At 64.9% G+C, this 19,307-nt stretch carries 15 protein-coding genes; 1 reads left to right on the plus strand and 14 read right to left on the minus strand.

What is annotated here, in order from left to right; all coding sequences use genetic code 11:
* Positions 1-5: 5 nt before the first annotated feature.
* The 11 genes from ACP16H_RS17425 to ACP16H_RS17475 all read right to left on the minus strand — a co-directional run bounded on the left by ACP16H_RS17425 (position 6) and on the right by ACP16H_RS17475 (position 15,413).
* Positions 6-1,115 carry a peptidoglycan-binding domain-containing protein gene (locus ACP16H_RS17425; protein WP_425073530.1) on the minus strand — a complete coding sequence of 370 codons (1,110 nt, stop codon included), beginning with the start codon at positions 1,113-1,115 and terminating at the stop codon, positions 6-8.
* Between the two features lie 158 nt (positions 1,116-1,273).
* A complete protein-coding gene (gene tssH / locus ACP16H_RS17430; protein WP_425073531.1) occupies positions 1,274-4,003 on the minus strand; it encodes a type VI secretion system ATPase TssH in 2,730 nt (909 codons plus the stop codon).
* Between the two features lie 72 nt (positions 4,004-4,075).
* A complete protein-coding gene (gene tssG / locus ACP16H_RS17435) occupies positions 4,076-6,256 on the minus strand; it encodes a type VI secretion system baseplate subunit TssG (protein ID WP_425073532.1) in 2,181 nt (726 codons plus the stop codon).
* On the minus strand, positions 6,253-8,181 hold the full coding sequence (gene tssF / locus ACP16H_RS17440) for a type VI secretion system baseplate subunit TssF (RefSeq protein WP_425073533.1): 1,929 nt from the start codon (positions 8,179-8,181) through the stop codon (positions 6,253-6,255). Before tssF ends, tssG begins: the two co-directional genes overlap by 4 nt.
* A complete protein-coding gene (gene tssE, locus ACP16H_RS17445) occupies positions 8,178-8,774 on the minus strand; it encodes a type VI secretion system baseplate subunit TssE (RefSeq protein ID WP_425073534.1) in 597 nt (198 codons plus the stop codon). The genes tssF and tssE overlap by 4 nt, the downstream gene beginning before the upstream one ends.
* A gap of 144 nt (positions 8,775-8,918) precedes the next feature.
* Positions 8,919-9,416, minus strand: coding sequence for an Hcp family type VI secretion system effector (locus ACP16H_RS17450; RefSeq protein WP_425073535.1), 498 nt, complete (start codon positions 9,414-9,416; stop codon positions 8,919-8,921).
* A gap of 63 nt (positions 9,417-9,479) precedes the next feature.
* On the minus strand, positions 9,480-10,982 hold the full coding sequence (gene tssC, locus ACP16H_RS17455; protein WP_425073536.1) for a type VI secretion system contractile sheath large subunit: 1,503 nt from the start codon (positions 10,980-10,982) through the stop codon (positions 9,480-9,482).
* A 24-nt stretch (positions 10,983-11,006) separates the two neighbouring features.
* Positions 11,007-11,510 carry a type VI secretion system contractile sheath small subunit gene (tssB, locus tag ACP16H_RS17460; protein ID WP_425073537.1) on the minus strand — a complete coding sequence of 168 codons (504 nt, stop codon included), beginning with the start codon at positions 11,508-11,510 and terminating at the stop codon, positions 11,007-11,009.
* 130 nt (positions 11,511-11,640) lie between these two features.
* On the minus strand, positions 11,641-12,984 hold the full coding sequence (locus ACP16H_RS17465) for an ImpA family type VI secretion system protein (RefSeq protein WP_425073538.1): 1,344 nt from the start codon (positions 12,982-12,984) through the stop codon (positions 11,641-11,643).
* A 54-nt stretch (positions 12,985-13,038) separates the two neighbouring features.
* The gene (tagH, locus tag ACP16H_RS17470; protein WP_425073539.1) at positions 13,039-14,766 is read right to left on the minus strand and encodes a type VI secretion system-associated FHA domain protein TagH; all 1,728 of its coding nucleotides are present in this window, start codon (positions 14,764-14,766) and stop codon (positions 13,039-13,041) included.
* Between the two features lie 53 nt (positions 14,767-14,819).
* Positions 14,820-15,413, minus strand: coding sequence for a DUF6931 family protein (locus ACP16H_RS17475; protein ID WP_425073540.1), 594 nt, complete (start codon positions 15,411-15,413; stop codon positions 14,820-14,822).
* A 232-nt stretch (positions 15,414-15,645) separates the two neighbouring features.
* On the opposite strand from ACP16H_RS17475, the gene htpX reads away from it, so the two are divergent.
* Complete coding sequence (gene htpX, locus ACP16H_RS17480) at positions 15,646-16,551, plus strand: zinc metalloprotease HtpX (protein ID WP_425073541.1); 906 nt, start codon at positions 15,646-15,648, stop codon at positions 16,549-16,551.
* Between the two features lie 155 nt (positions 16,552-16,706).
* Here the strand turns inward: htpX and pcaF are convergent, their stop codons facing one another.
* Genes pcaF through ACP16H_RS17495 form a run of 3 tightly spaced genes read right to left on the minus strand, consistent with a single transcriptional unit; the run spans position 16,707 to position 19,296 of the window.
* Complete coding sequence (gene pcaF / locus ACP16H_RS17485; protein ID WP_425073542.1) at positions 16,707-17,897, minus strand: 3-oxoadipyl-CoA thiolase; 1,191 nt, start codon at positions 17,895-17,897, stop codon at positions 16,707-16,709.
* The gene (locus ACP16H_RS17490) at positions 17,894-18,592 is read right to left on the minus strand and encodes a 3-oxoacid CoA-transferase subunit B (protein WP_425073543.1); all 699 of its coding nucleotides are present in this window, start codon (positions 18,590-18,592) and stop codon (positions 17,894-17,896) included. Before ACP16H_RS17490 ends, pcaF begins: the two co-directional genes overlap by 4 nt.
* Complete coding sequence (locus ACP16H_RS17495) at positions 18,589-19,296, minus strand: 3-oxoacid CoA-transferase subunit A (RefSeq protein WP_425073544.1); 708 nt, start codon at positions 19,294-19,296, stop codon at positions 18,589-18,591. Before ACP16H_RS17495 ends, ACP16H_RS17490 begins: the two co-directional genes overlap by 4 nt.
* Positions 19,297-19,307 lie beyond the last annotated feature (11 nt).

Below are 19,307 nucleotides of genomic sequence, written 5' to 3' on the forward strand. Positions count from 1 at the left end.
CCCCGTCAGCTGCTGGCCCAGGAATAGAAATCCCACGCCTTGTCGCCGAGGAACTCGCCGAATTCGGCGAACATCGACAGCGGGCCGGACTTCATCCGGTCGACCAGCTTGTCCAGGTGGTTCGTGTTGAGCTTGCCGTTCATGACGCCTTCGACGGCCATCTGCACGAAAGTCACGACCGTATCCACCGCAACGCCGCCCGCCGCCAGCGGGTTGATCGCGCGCAGTACCTTGAAGGTCGCGTCAAAGGCGCGGTTGCCTTTCAGGCTCGGCGCGATGCCCTCGATGATCGACTGCACCGCGTCCAGCAATGCCGCCCAAGGCACCGCGATGCCCATGCCCAGCTTGTAGATCTCGCCCGCCGCCGCGCCGTATTCGCCCTTGCGGAAGTAGTTGTAACACTCGAGCGCGGTGACGATCACCGCGAAGATCACCATGGGCTTGCCCAGCTTCTTCAGCGCGGTCGAAATCTTCGACCCCGAGGCCGCCACGTCCTTCAGCAGCGCGATGGTCAGCGGCGCCGAAGTGCGGGTCAGCATGATGCCGATCACCTTGGCCGACTGCGAGGCATTCAGGCCGAGGTCCTTCAGCACCTTGATGGCATGGGCAATCTTGTTGAAATCATCCGCCGAGCCAAGCAGCGCCAGCATCGCCTTGACCGAGGTGCCGTAGTCCTTCAGCAACTCGTCGATCAGCTTGTCGGTGTAGTCCTTGTCCTTCACCTCGCCCGCGACGGCGACCTGCAGCTTCTCGTGGTTGTCGTCTTCCTTGGGGTTCAGCGCCGCACCGTCGCCCTTCTTGGGTTTCAGCGCCTCCTCCGGCGGGATCGACATGTTGGCCCATTTGCCTTCGGATGACGGATCGTTCAGCGCGGCCAGCGTGCGCCCGTTCGGATCAACGCGCCCGTCGCCATAGGAAAACCCCGCCGCGCCCTTCTGGAAATCGCGGATCATGCGGATGGTGAACTTGCCCGCCTTGCCGTCGACGACGAGTTTCATGCGGGGTGGGTTCATCAGGTCGTTGAGCCGTTGTTGCACGGCCATGACGTCCTGTTTCTCGTTCTTGCCGCCGTTCCCGACACTGCCGGTGATGAAGATGGTGGAATTGATCGGCATGGAATGCTCCTGCTGACTAAGGGCGCCTGAAATATGCGCGTGTGACAATCGTATTGCCCTGCGAGCCGGGAAATGAATGGCCCGCAAGGGGGTGCCGCGCCACGTGACAGGCGCGACCGTTGGAAGAGGCCGCGCCACAGCGGCGCGACCGGGTCGTCTCAGGCAAACTCGTATTCGAACTTGCCGTCGTTCACTTTCACCGTGACCTCCTTCATGCCCTCGCCCGAAACCATGCGGTTCAGCACCTGCCGGGACAGGTCGGGGAGGATGGAGTTGGTGATGATGTTGTCAATCATGCGGCCACCGGAGTCGGGGTCGCGACACTGTTCGACGATGTGGTCGATGACCTCGTCGCCATAGACCAGCGTCGCGCCATGTGCGCCTTTCAGACGCTTGGCCACGCTGCCGATCTTGAGCTTGGTGATGCCGGCCAGCACGGTCGGCCCCAGCGGGAAGTACGGGATCGACACGATCCGGCCAAGCAGGGCGGGCGGGAAGACCTCCAGCTGGAAGGGTTTCAGCGCGGTTTCCAGTTCCTCGACGTCCGGGGTGGTGTTGCCGCCCTCGGCCATCTCCATGATGACATCGGTGCCGACGTTCGAGGTCAGCAGGATCAGCGTGTTCTTGAAGTCGATGCGCCGCCCGTTGCCGTCCTCCATGATGCCCTTGTCGAAGACCTGGAAGAACAGCTCGTGCACGTCGGGGTGGGCCTTTTCCACCTCGTCCAGCAGCACGACGGAGTAGGGCTTGCGCCGCACCGCCTCGGTCAGACGACCGCCCTCGCCATGGCCGACATAGCCCGGAGGCGCGCCTTTCAGCAGCGAGACCGTGTGGGCCTCCTGATACTCCGACATGTTGATGGTGATGATGTTGTCCTCACCGCCATAGATGGCCTCTGCCAGTGCCAGCGCGGTTTCCGTCTTGCCCACACCGGAGGGACCACACAGCATGAAGACACCGATGGGCTTGTTCGGGTTGGACAGGCCCGCGCGGTTGGTCTCGATCCGCTTGGCGATGGCCTTCAGGCCGTGGTCCTGCCCGATGACGCGCTCTTGCAGATGCTCGGCCAGATGCAGCACGGCCTCCAGTTCGTCCTGAACCATGCGACCGGCGGGGATGCCCGTCCAGTCCGAGATGACGCTGGCCACCGCCTGACTGTCCACATGGGCATAGACCATGCGGTCGTCGGCGTCGCCCTCGTCGAGCTGCCCCATGACGGCGCGCATCTCGGCGCGGGCGGCTTCGGGGTCGATCCGGGCACCCTCGGTCTCGGCCTCGGCGTCGCTGGCCACGTCTTCCTCGGCGGGACGGTTGTCCATCACCTCGTCGGGGTCACGCCCCTCGGCCACGGCGATTTCCTTGCGCAGCAGCAGGATCTTGTCCACCAGCGCCTTCTCGGCGGTGTACTTCTCCTCATACGAGGCCAGTTCCGCGATCAGGTTTTCCTTCTCCGACTCGGCCTCGGTGACGCGCTCCTCGTTGGTCTCGCCCAGATCGCGTTCGCTGATTTTTCCTTTGATTTCAACATCAAGCGCGGCGATCTTCTCGCGCAGGTCCTGGATGCGGGCGGGCACGGCGGCCTGAGAGACGGCGACGCGGGCGCAGGCCGTATCCAGGAGCGAGACCGCCTTGTCCGGCAGTTGCCGCGCCGGGATGTAGCGGTGCGACAGCGACACGGCAGAGACGATCGCCTCGTCGGAAATCCGCACGCCGTGGTGTTTCTCCATCGGGCCAAGGATGCCGCGCAGCATGTAGCAGCATTTTTCGACGCTCGGTTCCTCGACGTTCACCGGCTGGAAGCGCCGGGTCAGCGCCGGGTCCTTCTCGAAATATTTCGCATACTCGGACCATGTCGTCGCCGCGATGGTGCGCAACGTCCCGCGCGCCAGCGCCGGTTTCAGCAGGTTCGCCGCGTCGCCGGTGCCCGCCTGGCCGCCCGCGCCGATCAGCGTGTGCGCCTCGTCGATGAACAGGATGATCGGGGTCGGGCTGGACTGAACTTCGTCGATGACGGATTTCAGCCGCTGCTCGAATTCGCCCTTCATCGACGCACCCGCCTGCATGGCCTGAATGTCCAGCATGTGCAGCCGCGTGCCGCGCAGGTTCGGCGGCACGTCACCCGCCGCCAGCCGCTGCGCGAAGCCCTCGACCACGGCGGTCTTGCCCACCCCGGCCTCGCCGGTCAGGATCGGGTTGTTCTGGCGGCGGCGCAGCAGCACGTCGACGATCTGGCGGATTTCATCGTCTCGCCCGACGATCTTGTCCATCTTGCCCGACTTCGCCTCGGCGGTCATATCGACCGAGAACCGCCCCAGCGCGGTCGACGCCCCGGCGCGCCCGTTATCGTCCTCGCCCGGCTGGCCCGCCGACGGCGAGGACAGCCCCGAGCCGTCCATCGGGCGCATGGTTTCCTCTTCGGAATCCACCCACAAGCGGCGGCTTTCCTTGGCCAGCACATCCGCCGAGATGTCGCCGAACACCGACGAATAGCGCATGATGTGGCGGCGCAGGTGGTCGTCCTGAAGGATGCCCGTCAGCACGTGGCCGGTGCGGATCTGGCTTTCCCCGAACAAGAGCGTCGCATAGGTCCACGCGTGCTTCAGCGCGTCGATGAACTGCTCGGAAATGCCGGGCGTCTCGGTGACGTTCTTGTCCAGCTTCCCCAGCGCGTTTTGCAGGTCCTTCAGCACCTGCCCCCGGTTCAGCCCCAGCGCGTTCAGCGTCACGGACACGTCGGAATTCTTGTTCGACACCACCGGCCACAGCCAGTGCACAAGGTCGATCTGGCGGTTGCGGTCACCCCGCGCCTGCCGCATCCCCTGGATAAAGGCGTTGTACCCCGCCTGGTTCATCTTGAGAGCGTAGCTCTCGATCTCAATCCCTGACATTCAATCCGTCCCTTCCAAAAAAATGCCCGCCGGATTATCCCCCCGGTCAGGCGCCCCCTGTTGTTGCGGCCATCACGCGGCCTCCTTCTCGTCCCCCTTGGGGGGCAAAAGCTTGAACACCGTGACCTGCACCATCTTGTCCGGGTCGCCCTTCGGCGGCTTCAGGCAGGCCATCCAGCCCAGCTGCGCGCTGACGCCCATCACGGCGGGCTGGATTTCCGGCTGCGGCAGCCAGATCACCGTCTCGATCTCGTAGGCCTCGCCCAGATACCAGAACACCAGGTCCCGCAGATGCGCATGGTCATAGCCGCCGGGCAGCAGGTCAAAGTAATTCTTGATGGAATGCACGTAGAGGTGAATGCGGATCTTCTCGCCCACCGACCGCACGCGGCTGCCAAGGTGCATGTTCATGCCCATGCCGCAGGCCTGCATCCCCAGCTGGCTCAGCGTATCGGGTTCGAAGTTCAGCCATGTGGGCACCAGTTCCTCGATCTCCACCCGCAGCTTGCCGTCGAAGTGCAGTTGCAGCATCTGGCGCAGGCGCGTGGGCGACTTGATCCGCCCACCGGCAAGGCCGGAATAGCGCGCCTTGACCGTGTCGCTGACCGCGTCGCGCCCCTGCATCGCCGGGGTGCCGTTGCCGGTGAAGGACAGCATGTAATCCTCGAACCGGTCGCCCGAGGCATGGTCGAACTGGGTGATCGCGCGGGCATCGGACCAGGCGCGAAAGAACAGCTCCTGAAAGCGGAAGGTGAAGATATCGACAAAGGCCACGAAACTGTCGTCGCCCTGCTGGAACCAGCGCTGGACCTCTTCGGTCCAGTTCAGCGGGAAAGCCCCGAAGGGACCGAAGAACCCCATGAACTGGGCGCGCACGATGGGAATTTTCTTTGTCGGGTCGTAGCGCGCGACCTCGGAGGCGGGGATGCAGGTGAACGGGTCCTGTCCCAGCTTCACCACGCGGTCATGCAGCCGCGCGTTCTTGCCGATCCGCGGCTTGTCCCCGGCGCGGCGTTCCATGTCGCGCAGCAGCACGAACAGCCCTTTGCCAAGGGCGCGCCATTCCTGCTGTTCGCGCGGGTCGAGGCCCTCGGGCATCTCCGGCACGACGTCCAGCTCGTCCATGGCCAGATCGCTGATCCGCGTGGCGACCAGTTGGCGGAAGGTGGTCAGCAGGCCATCGTCGAGGAACGCATCCGAAGGGTGCTTCAGCCGCTGCGAGGCGTCGCGGACCAAGGCGTCGCGGTGCACCGGAGTCAGGCCATTCGGCGCGCGGCGCGTCGCACGGCGCAGCGCCTGTTCCAGCCCGTGACCCAAGAGCGCCTGCTCGATGGTCTCGTCCAGCGTCCAGGACCCCTTGGGCACAAAGCGCTGGATCGAGGTGGTGGATTTCAGGCGCAGCGTGTCGGGCAGCGCGGCAAAGGAGGGCAGCGTGTCGGCCTGCGTCTCGGGCAGGGGCTCGGGCGGCGTGGTCGGCCCGTCGAACCAGTCGAGCGGCGCACCGATGACGGTCTTGTCATCGTCGTCTTCCATGGCCGCGGGCGGTTGCGTCTTGCCGGTTCCCGGCATCGGGGCCGAGGGCAGGGGGGCAAAGACGGTCTTTTCCTCGTCGTCCGCTGCCTCTGCCACAGGCGGTTTCCGGGCAGGCTGCGGCGGGCGCGTCGTCCCGGTGCCGGGCATCGGCAGAGGGGCGAGGACAGTCCGTTCCTCGGGTTCCTCGGGGACAGCCGCCACCGGCTTCGGCGGCTGCGTACTGCCGGTTCCCGGCATCGGGAGCGGCGCGATCATGGTCTTTTCGCCGTCGTCACCCCATGGGTCATTCGTGGCGTCGTTCTCGGGTTCTGGCGTCGGGTCAGCCTGCGCCTCGGGGGCCTTCGCCGCCCCCGGCCCCAGGGGCAGCGCCGCACCAAAGACCGTGCGCTCGTCGTCATCCGTTGAAGGCGCTACAGGTTTCGCCGCAGGGGTCGCGGGCGGCTTCGGGGGCGTGGCCCCGGGTCCCAAGGGAAGCGCCGCGCCAAAGACGGTGCGTTCGTCATCCTCCGCCACCGGCAGCTTTGGCTTGGGCGCTTCGGACGGTTTCGGCGCGCCGGGACCCAGCGGCAACGCCGCGCGGAACACGGTCTTTTCATCGTCTTCGGACGGCCTCGCGGGCGCGGGTTTCTTCGCCGCGGGCTTGCCCCCGTCGGACCCGTCGGCCCCGTCCAACCAGGACAGGACGGTCTTTTCGTCGTCGTCCCAGCCGTCCGAACTCACAGCACACGCCCCCCGCCCAGCCGGGGCGGCCAGGTCTTCAGATGGCCGCGTTGCAAGGTCTTCACCACGGTCTTGGTAAAGGAATTCACGCTGGCATATTCCGCCAGGAAACGGTCCAGCACGGAGGCCAGCAGCATCACGCCCGACCCCTCGAAGGCGTCCTCGTCAAAGGTCAGCGTGACCTCGAGGCCGCGCGCCGTATGGAACCCCTCGGGGTGCGGGATCGAGGCCGGGACCTGCCGCGTCTCGACCTTCACCAACCCGTCCACCTGCGCCTCGATGAAGCTGTCCGAAAGATCGGCGAACAGCCGCATCATCTCGCGTAGGGCGTCGGCGGCGTCGGTGCCGTTGCGGCCGAGGATGCCGTAGGAATTCAGCGACAGATGCGAGATCAGCCGCCAGTACACATCGCCCGAGGTCGTCCGATGCGCCGCGTTGTTTTCCAGATCGGCCAGTGAATCGCGCGGCGGGGTCGGGCCGTCGATGCAGGCCAGCCGGATGCTGGACTCATCGCAGAAATAGAAATCTTCCTCGCCCTGCTTGATCGGCAGTTCCCCGGCGAGGTGACGGTTGGAACAGATCCCCTTGACCTGCAAGCGCTGCACCCGCGCGTCGTCGGGCGGCTCGTACAGGGTCAGGAAGGTTTCCGTCCCGCGATAGCGTGACCGCGAAATGCCCTGTTTGCGCTCCTGCGCGGTGATGCGGCGCTTCTTCTTGCGGGTCGAGAAATACAAAGCGTGGCGCGGAGAGACCTTGTCGCCCGGCAGCGCATACAGCGGGTAGACCCGCGTCTTGCCCTGACCACCGCGATAATGCGCGAAAACCTCGGTGATGCGGTGAAATTCGTAGTGGGTCACGGGCGTGGACAGCGGCTGCACCACGTGTTCATGCACCTTGTCATCCAGCCGGATCGGCGCGGCGCTTTCCTCGAACAGGTTCACCGCAGGGGCGCAATGCAGGCGGATGTCGTCCAGCGACAGCTGCGCGGCAAGCTTCTGGCTCGATGTGTCGAATTCGAATATCAGCTGCACGCGGCTTCCGGGGACGCGCGGCCAGACGTCCCTCAATCCCTTGATGCGGAAGCCAAGGAACTTGCGCGGATAGACAAAGGTTTCGCGCAGGAGGGCAAAACCTTCGAACAGGCGGTCGTCGTGCGGGAAGAGCCGCTCGTTGCGGTCAAAGCCCACTTGTTCCACCTGATGCGGCGCAAGGGTCTGGTAGACGTCATCGCCAAGCGCGTTCTGCCAGCGCAGGGTCAGTTTCACCCGGTCGCAGAAGATCTGTTCGTAGAGCGCAATCGCCTCGTCCATCGGCCCGGCGAGGTGGAACTGCAACGCATCGGCCTGCAACTCGCCGATCGGCTCGCTGTCGTCGGTCTTGCCCGTCACGCCAAGGCGCGCGATGTCCAGCAGCATCCCCGCCACGGTGCCCTTGGCCGGTTCCGGCACCACGGCCCCCACCTGTCCCGTGCGCGAGAGGTAGCGCACCTCGGCCAGCGCCACCGGCCAGAGCGACAGCGGCGCGGCCAGCGCGAAACGGCAGGAGACGCGTTTCTCCGAGTCGACGTAACGCGCCTCCATGTAGTCGCCCGCGCGGAAGTGCAGACCCGCCGCCATCTTGGGGTCCTCGTAGGGCGCGGCAGCGCGGACGGTCATCACCGAGGGCGTGGGTTCCAGCACGCCCGGCATCAGCTGGTCCAGAAGCTCGCGGGTGAAGCCCCTGAACTCCTCGGTCATCTTCAGCTGCACCTTGGCGGCGAGGAAGGCCGACCCCTCCAGCAGCGCCTGCGCCGTGGGGTCCATGTTTTCCTCGAGCAGGCCTCCCAGACGGTCCGCCAGACCGGGGTACTCCTGCGCGAATTCGCGCGCCCGCTCCTTCAGCAGGCCAAGCTCGCGGTTGTATGCGTCGCGGAAGGCCTGTTTCACATCTGCACCCTCAGCTTGGACATGCGCAGCTTGCCCGCGCCCAGATCGACCTCGGCGTCGAAATCCATGGGAATATCAACGGGATCGCCCATCAGATCGGCCGAGATGAACAGCTCCATCCGCTGGTTGTTGCCGCCATCACCTTGCTTGACCGAGACCTCGATGGACCCGGGCACAAGGCGCGGTTCGTAGTCGATCAGCGATTGCTTGATGGAATTGCGGATACTCTCGGAATGCAGCTCGCGCAGGGTGACGCTGGACAGGTCGCGGAAGCCGTAGTTCAGGATCGACTTCGCCACATGCGGTGCCTTGTCGAGCGGCTGGATCGCGTCCAGCCGGATGGTGTTCATCAGCGCGCTCAGGTCCGCCTCGATGTGGTGGCGCAGCGCGTCCTCGTTCACCCCCTCGCGGAAGTCGATACGGCGGGTGACGGTGGTCTCGCCGTCCTCCTTTTGCGCGGATTGCGCATGCTGGCGGCGGCGACGGTCATGATGGTAGCTGCGGAAAATCTGCATGATCGAGACCTTGGCGCGGTCTTCCTTGCGCCAGACGCGGGTCACCTGCGTCGATAGATCCTGATCGTCGGCGGTCATGTCACGCTCTCGAAATCAATGGGTCGGTAGAGACCTCTGCGACGAAACGTAACGGCCATCCCCCGAGGATAAAAGAAAAATCTGGTGCGAAGGGCAGCACGGGGCCGCCCTTCGCGAATGGTATGCCGTAAAGGCAGGGGAGGCTTACGCGCTCCACTCCTTGTTCTCGGCGATTTCCCAGCCAGCGGTGAATTCGCCGTCCGGCGCACCCTTCTGGTTCTGCTTGGTGTACTTCACTTCGAACATGCGGAAGTTCATGGTCAGCGATTCCTGAACGCGGTCCAGACCATCCTTCATGCCGCCGGTGTTGTACGACGTGATGATGATGTCCTTGAACTTGATCTGCATGTAGTCGATCGGCTTGGAGCCACCGGCCTTGCGGACGATCAGGTGGCCGTCGGCGATGTGCTCGCCCGAGCAGCAGCGCTTGATGAGGTCGTGCGAGGACGCGTCGACGTACTTGGTGACAGCGATGTCATTCACGTTGACCTTGCCGCCGCCGCCGCCCGAACCCATGTGGGTGGTGCCGGACTGGGACATGGCCCACGACCAGGACAGGATGTCGATCCAATCCTTGTGATCCGCATCCTGGCATTCGCCCTTGATGCCGTTGCCGAGTTTCAGAAAGCAATCAATTGCCATGGTGTTTCTCCTTTAGGCACTGAATTAAGTTACGTTTCGCTGCCCGCGTCATGCGGGCCGCAATCACTTGCCGGCCGGCAGTTTCGACACGAGGCTCATGCCGATATCCATGCCTTCCATTTGAAAATGAGGCTTCAGGAAGAACTTGCCGGTGTAGTATCCGGGGTTCAGTTCGTCCTCGACGACCTCGACCTTTGCTCCTGCCAGCGGACGCTTCGCCTTTTCCAATTCCGTCGCGGTGTCAGGGTTGCCTGTCACGTACTTGTTGATCCAGGTCTGCAATTCGATCTCGAGCTGCGCACGGGTCGGGCTCTGACCGATCTTGTCCCGCACCATGACCTTCAGGTAATGGCTGAAACGCGAGACGGCGAAGATGTAGGGGATGCGCGAGGACATGTTGTCCGATGCCGTCGCGAGGTCATCCACGTATTTCTTGGGCTTGTACAGCGACTGCGCGCCGATGAAGGCCGCCTTGTCGGTGTTCTGGCGGTGGATCAGGCCGATCAGGCCCGCCTTCGACAGTTCCCCTTCGCGACGGTCGGTGATCGACACCTCGGTCGGGCACTTCATCTGCTTGTCACCGTCGCCGGTGTCGAACACATGCGTCGGCAGGTTGGTCACTTCACCACCCGAGGTCACGCCGCGGATGCGCACCGTCCAGCCGTGTTCCTTGAAGGCACGGTTGATGTTGGTGGCCATGGCGTGGGCCGCGTTCATCCAGGCGTACTGGGTGCCGCCGTGGCCGTCGGTCTCCTCGCGGAAGTCGAATTCCTCGACGACACTGGTCGAGTCCGGCCCGTAGGGTTCACGCGCCAGGGCACGCGGCAGGGTCAGCGCGATGAAGCGGGACACTTCGGAATCCCGCAGCGAGTTCCACTGCGCGTATTCCGCATTCTCGAACATCTCGGACAGGTCCGGCGGCACGCCGATCTCGTTCCAGCTGTCCATGCCCAGCAGCGTCGGCGACGCGCCAGAGATGAAAGGCGCCAGCGAGGCTTCGGCGATGCGGCCCATGAAGCGCAGGATGTTCACATCGGCCGAGCTGTGGTCGAAGTGGTAGTCGCCCACGAGGCAGCCAAAGGGCTTGCCGCCCAGCGTGCCCAGCTGCTGTTCGTAGACCATCTGGAAGATCGGCGACTGTTCCCACTTGTTCTTGGGATAGCGACGGGTCATCGCCGCCAGTTCCGATTTCGAGATGTTCAGCACCTTGACCTGCAGCGTCGCGTCCGTCTCGGCGTTGTTCAGCGTGTAGGCCAGACCGCGCCACTGGCTTTCGAACTGCTGGAATTCCTCCTGGTGGAGGATCGCGTTCATCTGATCGCTCAGCTTCTGGTCGAGCTTGGCGATCATCGCGTCCAGCGTGTCGATCACGTCGTCTTCGATGATGGTCTGATCGTTCAGCGCTTCGCGGACCAGCGTCACCAGCGCGTTGTCCACTTCGCGTTCCGCCACGTCGGTGCGCGGCTTGATCGTCTGCTTGAGGATGTCGGAGAATTCCGACAGCTCGTTTACGGACTCGGCGACTGCGCCTGCGCCCTGCTGTTCGAGTTGTGCGTCGTTAGCCATGATCTTGTCCCCGTCCCCAGCCGATTACTCTTCGTCCTTGCCGGCCTGCTCGCCCAGTGCGGCCAGCAGTTCGGGATCGGACAGCAGCTTCTTGATGTGCTCTTGTGCCTTCGGCTTCGACGCCATGTAGCGCTGGAGCGAGGCGAGCTGTTCGCGTGCTTCGAGAAGCTTCTTCATCGCCGGGACCTGCCGCGCGATGGCGGTCGGTTCTAGGTCGTCCATGGAGTGGAATTTCAGGTCCACGCCCATCTTGCCGCCTTCGGGGTCCAGCTTGTTCTCGACCATGAAGGCCATGCCGGGCTCGATCGACGCCATGTAGTCGTCCAGCGTGTCCTTGGTCACGCCGGTGAAAGTGCGTTCGGTCACATCCTCTTTTTCGACGCCCGGGTTGTTGCCGGACAGGTCGGACAGCATACCCATGACGAAGGGCAGTTCCACCATCTTCTCGCTCTCGTACGGATCCTGATACTGGATCGAGACGCGCGGAGGACGGTTACGCTTGATGTAGCCGGAACCGGAATCTGACATGAGGAAAACTCCCTGAATTCTTGTTGCATCTCTGCAATCTTGTGGAAAATCAAACCGCCAAGCGGACCTAAAGTCAACGTTCTAGATATACCGCAAAACCCTACTTGCACAACCGGAGGTGATCACCTACCTAGTCCTCTTCCTTCGGGATCAGCTCCTCGATTATAGACTGAAAATCACGGTCCAGATAGCTTCTTGCACGTGACAACAGGGTCGGAATCGGGCTGGAGCGCTCAACTTTACGGAAATAGTCTTCGACTGCCCGGATCGCGACCGCTGCTTCGGCAGGGCTGGTAATCCTTACCTCGGGGCCGGGATCGGGTTCGGGCAGCGGGTCCGCGGGGTCGTCGCCGTAGTCGTTGGTCAACTCACGGATGCGTGCGATTCCCAAGAGGAACCCCGTCGCGGGGCTGAATTTCACCTGCGCTTCCTCGACGTGATCGGGCAGCAGGGTCTCCAGCGCCTCCAGCAGCGGCTTGCCGATGAGCGACCGCGCCTGGGTCACCATCAGCAGCGTCGCCGAGGACGGCTCGTACAGCCGGTAATAGCTCTCACAGGCCTCGAGCATCCGCTTGGCGTGCAGGTGGCTGACCACGCTCGTGCCGCCCCCCTGCGCCGCAGCCGCCGCCGCCGAGAAGACCGCACCGCCAGAGGTCGCCCCGCCGTCATCCTCGCCCGCCTCGCCGCTTGCCGGCTCCTCTGCCGCGGTGGCCGCGGACAGCAGGTCGGAGCGCGCGTTGGTGATCGCGTCGATCATCTCGTTCACGGTGGGCGCAAAGCGGGAGAAGTCGGGCGAGAACTTCGCCACGGCGCTCTTCTCGCAGGCGGCCTTGATCCGGTTCAACGCCTCGCGCAGCTTCAAGAGCTGTTCGAGCATCTTCTCCACCGCCTTGGCGTTGGAGGCCGAGGACAGCGAATCGAGGATCGGCGCCTGTTCCAGTTCCTGTTCGGATTGCAGCGGCGACAGCTCGCCGCGCGCCACCTTCAGCTTGCGCAGGCTGGCGTCACCCGTTGGTGTCAGCCCCGCGAACATCAGCGGGTACATCACCGTGTTCACGTCGTTCAGGTCGTTGACCGCGCTGCGGCGGTCGCTGCTGTCGGTCGGATGGACATCCGCGTCGAAGGTTTCCAGCAGCCCGGCCACCCAGTCGATGCATTCGATGAACTTTGGCAGGTTGCCCGACAGGATCGCCCACTGGGCGCGCAGCACCACCAGACGCAGGTCGCGGGTGCGTTCGAGGATCGGGTCGATCAGCCCGCATTCCTCGCGGAAGTTCACCGACTTGGGGTCGAAGAACTGGTCGGGGGTCATGGAGCCGTCGGGCTTTTCCACGCCGGGCCGGAAATACCATTCCGGCAGCTCGCCCATGCGGTCGAAGTAGGCTTCGTCGTAGTCGGGATCACCCTCGGGTTCGAGGTCGGGACCACAGGGGGCCTCCTCCGAGATCGGCGTCAGCAGCTTCTCGAGATCCATGAATGTGCTCCGTCAAAAAAGCGCCCCGGTCTGGCCCGGGGCGCGTCCTTAAAATCAACCCTTGTTGGCCTCGGCGTAGGCCCTTGCAAACGCCTGAAGGAAGGCGTCGAGGATACCGTGTTCCCCGGCCTGCGCCTTCTGGTCCCAGCGCTCCACGTAGGTCGGCCACTGCTTGCCCGACCGCTTGCCCAGCAGGTTCGCGCCGGTGCTTTCACAGGCGGCCTCGATTTCCTCGGGCGACAGGCCACGGAAGACCTCGGCCAGCGCCGGTTGCAGGGCGCGGAACACCGCTTCCTGGTGGATGCGGATGTCCTTCATCGCATCCTTGAAGGCATCGGCCCCGGTCATGAAGCCATCGCGCGGCGCGACGAACATCAGTTCCAAGGCCTGCTGGCTGTCGGGCATGAACTTCATCGGGTTGTTGGCATTGGCGGACAGCATGGTCCGCACGCCACCACGGGTAAAGTTCTTCACGTCGGCGCGGGCCTTGAGCATCTGCATGGACTCTTCGGTCGCGATACGGACGCACTTGCCCAGCATGTGCATCAACTGCACGGCCTGTTCGTTCTTCACCGACTTGGGGTCCAGCCCTGCGCCCTCGCAGAAGGCCCGCAGGGCAGGGGCCACGTCGCCCCCCATCGCGGCGGGCTGCGGCGCGGGATATTCGTGCTGCGGCGGAGGCGGCGCGTAAGACGGCTGAGGTGTCGGAACAGCCGAAGGCGCCATGGGCGGCACGGGCCGGGGCATCGGCGGCTGCGGCATGGGAGGCTGTGGCGCAGCGTGCGGCGCCTGCGCGGCCGGAGGGACGGGAACCGACGGGACTGCCGGGGTCGGCTCGCCCTGCACGCCGAAGGACGGTGCAAAGGCCCCTGCACGCGGCGGCTGGGGCGGCTGCATGGCGGACTGCGGAGGGGCCGAGACCTCTCCGGTTTCCTCGCGACCAACGTCCTGGCCAAGGGTCGGCGTGTAGGGCGCGGACGGAGCGTCCTGTTCAACGGGTGGGGTGTAGGGCGCGGCCTCGGGCCTCTCGGGCTCGGCAACAGGCGCGTCCTGCCCGAAGGTCGGCGTATAGGGCGGCTGCGACAGCTGCGTGCGGGGGCGCGAAGCCTCGGGCAGCGGTGCAGGTGCAGCGGGTTCGTCCTGACCAAGGGTCGGGACATAGGCAACAAAGGGTTCTTCGGGGGCCTGTGGCTGGGGTGGCAGGGGCTGGCCCCAGCCGGTGGGTGTCTGGATGCCGATCCCGCCACCTGCAGCGCCACCCATGGGCAGTTGCAACGAGGTTTCGGTCTTCATCCCGCCGGTGCCGCCGGGGCGCTGCACTTGCACGAACCCGCCATTCAGCGCGTCGAGACCCGCACCGCCACGACCACCGGACACGGGCTGCATGCCCGAGGGATCATAAGCCCCCCAGGGATCGTCCTGCGTGAGACCGGGGTCCTGCACCGGCTGGCTGACCTCTTGGGCGGCCTGCTGCACGGTGACGCCGATGATGTAATGCCCGACGATCAGCCGCTCGTTGCCATGCAGTTGCAAACGCCCTTCGAGCCGGTGGCGCTGGCCATCGACGAAGGTGCCATTCATCGACACGTCGGTCAGGTAATAATTGCCGTTCTCATAGGTGATGTCGAAGTGGTGCCCCGAGATCATCTTGGTCGGATCAGGCAAAGACCAGTCCATGGACGCACGGCGGCCCACGCTCGCGCTGCGTCCATCCAGCTGCAGCGAGAGCGGCCCGCCATTTTCCAGCTGATCGAAGTTCTCGATTCGCAATACCAGTGTCATCGCGTTCAATTAACCAGTCTTGCCCGACTTAAACCAGTGGGGCAGATCAAAAATCAGAAGGGGCGGAACAGCGCCGAGGCCTGGTCGATGAACCGCGCCAGACGCACCGGGCGCTGCGACAGTTCGGCCCTCGCGAGGCTGGACAGCACGGCCGAGTTGATCGCCCGGGGCGCGCGGTGCGCGGGGACCACCGCCGAGTCGTTCGGCGCGATCGGCCCGCCGGACCAGCCCACGGCCAGTCCGAGGAACACCGCCGGGCTGCGCACCGACGCATACAGCGCGCGGCTCATCACCCGGTAACGGTTCTCGTTGTCGGAATAGCTGCACCAGTTGGCGACAAGTTCCATCAGTTCGCGGTCGCTGGCCGTCATGTCGTCAGAGGCGAGCCGCAGGCATTCGTAGCCCCACCATATCGCCATCGCGGGCACCGCAGCGAAGGCGGTGAAGGTCACTGCCTCTTCGGGTGTAGTCGATCCGGACAGCCTGTTGAGATACTCGACGTTGTCCTCGTCGTCGCGGGGGCGATGCTGGGTCATCTGCTTGACCTGCGGCATCTCCGAGTAAAGCTCGAAAGGAGTCTCGTACCGCAGCGCCGACATGGGCGGCTGGGTCTTGTCCTCGGTGATATCCTGCACGTCGTTTGCCATGATTCGACTTTTTCCCTTAGTGGGCGTCCGGTCAAGTAGGGAGATACGCCATTGCGCGGTGTTTCCGTACAAGATGCAGGCCCTGACCATCCCATAGGACCGAAATGCTGCCCCGGACGCAAGAGGGACAGGCCAGGGACCGCCGGGGAAGGTGCGCGTGCCGTCGCGGGGACTGGCAGACAGGACGGTGCGATCCTACATCATCGACAGAGCAATCATACGCAGAAGACAGATGAAAACCGGGATGCTGATGGCCGCGATGACGGCCTTGTTCATGGGTGTGGGCTACATGCTGGGCGGTCAGGGCGGCGCGCTTCTGGCGTTGCTGTTCGCCGCCGGTACGAACCTCTGGGCGTGGTACGGATCGGACAAGGCCGTGCTGAGGATGCACAACGCGCAGGTCCTGACGCGCGGCGACCGGTTCGGCCTGACCGAGCTGGTCGGCCAGCTGGCGAACAACGCGGGCCTGCCGATGCCCGCCGTCTACATCATCAACCAGCCGCAGCCCAACGCCTTTGCCACGGGCCGCAACCCCGAGAACGCCGCCGTGGCGGTGACCACCGGCCTGATGCAGTCGCTGTCCCGCGAGGAACTGGCGGGCGTCATCGCGCACGAACTGGCGCATATCAAGAACCGCGACACGCTTATCATGACGATCACGGCGACCTTTGCCGGGGCGATCACCATGCTGGCAAACTTTGCCATGTTCTTTGGCGGGCGGGACAACCGGATGGGGTTCCTTGGCACGCTGGCCATGATGATCTTCGCGCCCTTTGCCGCGATGCTGGTGCAGATGGCGATCTCCCGAACCCGCGAATACGCGGCGGACAAGGCCGGGGCCGAGATCTGTGGCCACCCCATGTGGCTGGCCTCGGCGCTGGAGCGTATCCAGCAGGGGGCCTCGCGCATCGACAACATGGCGGCAGAGCGCAACCCCGCGACGGCGCATATGTTCATCATCAACCCGCTGCACGGGCGGGCGACGGACAACCTGTTCGCCACGCATCCGGCGACCGAGAACCGCGTTGCCGCGTTGCGTCAGATGGCCGGGATGTCGGGACCGTCTGCGGCTCAACGCCCCGTGCGGCAGGACCGGATCAGGCGTGTGCGCGGCGGTGGCGGCGGTCCCTGGGGCTGACATCGGCCAAATTGTCAGGCCAAGCCACTGATTTCATTCACATTGCGGGTTGCGGGTGCAAATTGCCGGCTGACAATTTGCGCCCGCAAATCCGGTTGTGCCTTGCGCAGCGGGTCCGGGAAAGGACCTTGCCGCGCAAGGGTTAAGACCGGGTGTCAGACCCGTTCCAGCGCGATGGCGATGCCCTGACCCACACCGATGCACATGGTGGACAGGGATTTCTGGCCCGGTTGCAGGTCGTGGATCGCGGTGCAGGTGATGCGCGCGCCGGACATGCCCAGCGGGTGACCCAGCGCGATGGCTCCGCCGTTCGGGTTCACGCGCGCGTCGTCGTCCGCGATGCCCAGATCGCGCAGCGTGGCGAGCCCCTGCGAGGCGAAGGCTTCGTTCAGTTCGATCACGCTGAAGTCGTCCACCGTCAGGCCGAAACGGGCCATCAGTTTCCTGGATGCGGGCGCGGGGCCGAAGCCCATGATGCGCGGCGCGACGCCCGCCGTGGCCCCGCCGATGATGCGGGCGAGGGGTGTCAGGCCATGCTGTTTTGCCGCCTCGGCAGAGGCGATGATGACCGCCGCCGCGCCGTCGTTCACGCCCGAGGCATTGCCCGCCGTGATCGTGCCGCCCGGTTTGACGAAGCCCTTCAGCCCCGACAGCGCCTCGATGGTCGTGGCGCGGGGGTGTTCGTCGGTGTCGACCACGGTGTCGCCCTTGCGGCCCTTGATGGTCACGGGGGTGATTTCCTGTGCAAGGCGACCGCTGGCCTGCGCCGCGGCGGCCTTCTCCTGCGAACGCAGGGCAAAGGCGTCCTGATCCTCGCGCGAGATGTTGAAATCCTCGGCCACGTTCTCGGCGGTTTCGGGCATGGAGTCGATGCCGTACTGGGCCTTCATCAGCGGGTTGACGAAGCGCCAGCCGATGGTGGTGTCGTGGACCTCGTTCGCGCGGGAGAACGCGGTGGTCGCCTTGGGCATGACGAAGGGCGCGCGGGTCATGGATTCCACGCCCCCGGCGATGGCGAGGTCGATCTCGCCTGCCTTGATCGCGCGGGCGGCGGCGAGGATCGCGTCCATGCCCGAGCCACAGAGGCGGTTCATCGTGGTGCCCGGCACATCGACCGGCAGACCGGCCAGCAGGGCGGACATGCGCGCGACGTTGCGGTTGTCCTCGCCCGCCTGGTTGGCGCAGCCGTAATACACCTCGTCCACGGCGGTCCAGTCGATGTCATGGCGCGCCATCAGCGCCCGGATCGGCACCGCGCCAAGGTCGTCGGTGCGCACGGCAGACAGCGCGCCGCCGAACTTGCCGATGGGGGTACGGATGTAATCGCAGATGTAGACTTCGGTCATTTCAGGTCCTTCGGGCAGGTGAGGGGCAGCACGTCGCCGTCAGTGTGCAGCGTCGCGCCGGTCAGGGATTGCAACTCGTCGAACGAGAGGCCGTCCACCTTTTCGCGCAGGACGAACTGGCCGTCCACCACATCGATCACCGCGAGCGAGGAATAGATGCGCGTCACGCAGGCCACGCCTGTCAGCGGCAGGGAGCATTGGGCGACGAGTTTCGGCTCTCCCTTCTTGGTCACGTGGTCAGTCAGAACGGCAACGCGTTTCGCGCTTTGCACCAGATCCATCGCGCCGCCGACGGCCGGAACGCCGCCCTTGCCCGTGGACCAGTTCGCGAGGTCACCGTTCTGCGCCACCTCGTAGGCCCCGAGGATTGCGACGTCCAGATGCCCGCCGCGCACCATGGCAAAGCTGTCCGCGTGATGAAAGAACGCGGTGCCCGGCTTCAGCGTGATCGCCTTTTTCCCGGCGTTGATGCAGTCCCAGTCCTCCTGACCCTTGGGCGGGGCCTCGCCGAAGTCCAGCACGCCGTTTTCGGTGTGAAAGATCGCCTGCCGCCCCTCGGGCTGGAAGCGGGCAACCATTTCGGGGAAGCCGATGCCGAGGTTCACGTAAGCGCCATCCTCGATGTCCTGCGCCGCGCGCCATGCGATCTGCGCGTTGGAGAGTTTCACGGTCTCAAGCTGTTCAAGGTCGGTCATGGGTAGACGGCCTCCGCCCGGTTAAGGTCTTCTTCCTGCGCGGGGGTCGCGACTTCGACGATATGGCTGACGAAGATGCCCGGCGTGATGACGTGTTCGGGGTCGATCGCGCCAAGCGGCACGATGCGGCTGACCTGCGCGATGGTGGTGGTGGCCGCCATGGCCATGACCGGGTTGAAGTTCCGCGCGGCCATCCGGTAGGTCAGGTTGCCATGCGGGTCGCCCTGTTCGGCCTTGATGAGCGCGAAATCGGCCTTCAGCCAACGTTCCTGCACGTAGAGCCGCCCGTCGAATTCCTGCTGCGGCTTGCCCTCTGCCAGGTCGGTGCCCGCGGCAGTGGGGGTGAAGAAGGCCGGGATGCCCGCACCACCGGCGCGGATGCGTTCCGCGAGGGTGCCTTGGGGGACCAGCTCGAGCTCGATCTTGCCCGCCAGATAACGTTCGGTGAAGACGCGCGGGTCGGCGGAGCGCGGGAAGGAACAGATGAGTTTGTCCACCTGTCCCTGTTCGATCAGCGCCGCAAGGCCCACGTGGCCGTTGCCCGCGTTGTTGTTCACCACGGTCAGGTGCTTCGCGCCGTGGTCGATCAGGGCGTGGATCAGTTCGATGGGCGCGCCGGAACCGCCGAAACCGCCGATCATCACGGTCGCGCCATCGGGGATGCGCTGAACCGCCTCGGCCAGCGAGGGGAGTGTCTTGTCCATGCAGGTCTCCT

The organism is Sagittula sp. S175, from assembly GCF_049800975.1.
GTDB lineage: Bacteria > Pseudomonadota > Alphaproteobacteria > Rhodobacterales > Rhodobacteraceae > Sagittula.

Coding starts and splice junctions, on each gene's coding strand:
- ACP16H_RS17425 (WP_425073530.1), bottom strand. CDS start 1,115: ATGCCGATCAATTCCACCATCTTCATCACCGGCAGTGTCGGGAACGGC.
- tssH (WP_425073531.1), bottom strand. CDS start 4,003: ATGTCAGGGATTGAGATCGAGAGCTACGCTCTCAAGATGAACCAGGCG.
- tssE (WP_425073534.1), bottom strand. CDS start 8,774: ATGACCGCCGACGATCAGGATCTATCGACGCAGGTGACCCGCGTCTGG.
- ACP16H_RS17450 (WP_425073535.1), bottom strand. CDS start 9,416: ATGGCAATTGATTGCTTTCTGAAACTCGGCAACGGCATCAAGGGCGAA.
- tssC (WP_425073536.1), bottom strand. CDS start 10,982: ATGGCTAACGACGCACAACTCGAACAGCAGGGCGCAGGCGCAGTCGCC.
- tssB (WP_425073537.1), bottom strand. CDS start 11,510: ATGTCAGATTCCGGTTCCGGCTACATCAAGCGTAACCGTCCTCCGCGC.
- ACP16H_RS17465 (WP_425073538.1), bottom strand. CDS start 12,984: ATGGATCTCGAGAAGCTGCTGACGCCGATCTCGGAGGAGGCCCCCTGT.
- tagH (WP_425073539.1), bottom strand. CDS start 14,766: ATGACACTGGTATTGCGAATCGAGAACTTCGATCAGCTGGAAAATGGC.
- ACP16H_RS17475 (WP_425073540.1), bottom strand. CDS start 15,413: ATGGCAAACGACGTGCAGGATATCACCGAGGACAAGACCCAGCCGCCC.
- htpX (WP_425073541.1), top strand. CDS start 15,646: ATGAAAACCGGGATGCTGATGGCCGCGATGACGGCCTTGTTCATGGGT.
- pcaF (WP_425073542.1), bottom strand. CDS start 17,897: ATGACCGAAGTCTACATCTGCGATTACATCCGTACCCCCATCGGCAAG.
- ACP16H_RS17490 (WP_425073543.1), bottom strand. CDS start 18,592: ATGACCGACCTTGAACAGCTTGAGACCGTGAAACTCTCCAACGCGCAG.
- ACP16H_RS17495 (WP_425073544.1), bottom strand. CDS start 19,296: ATGGACAAGACACTCCCCTCGCTGGCCGAGGCGGTTCAGCGCATCCCC.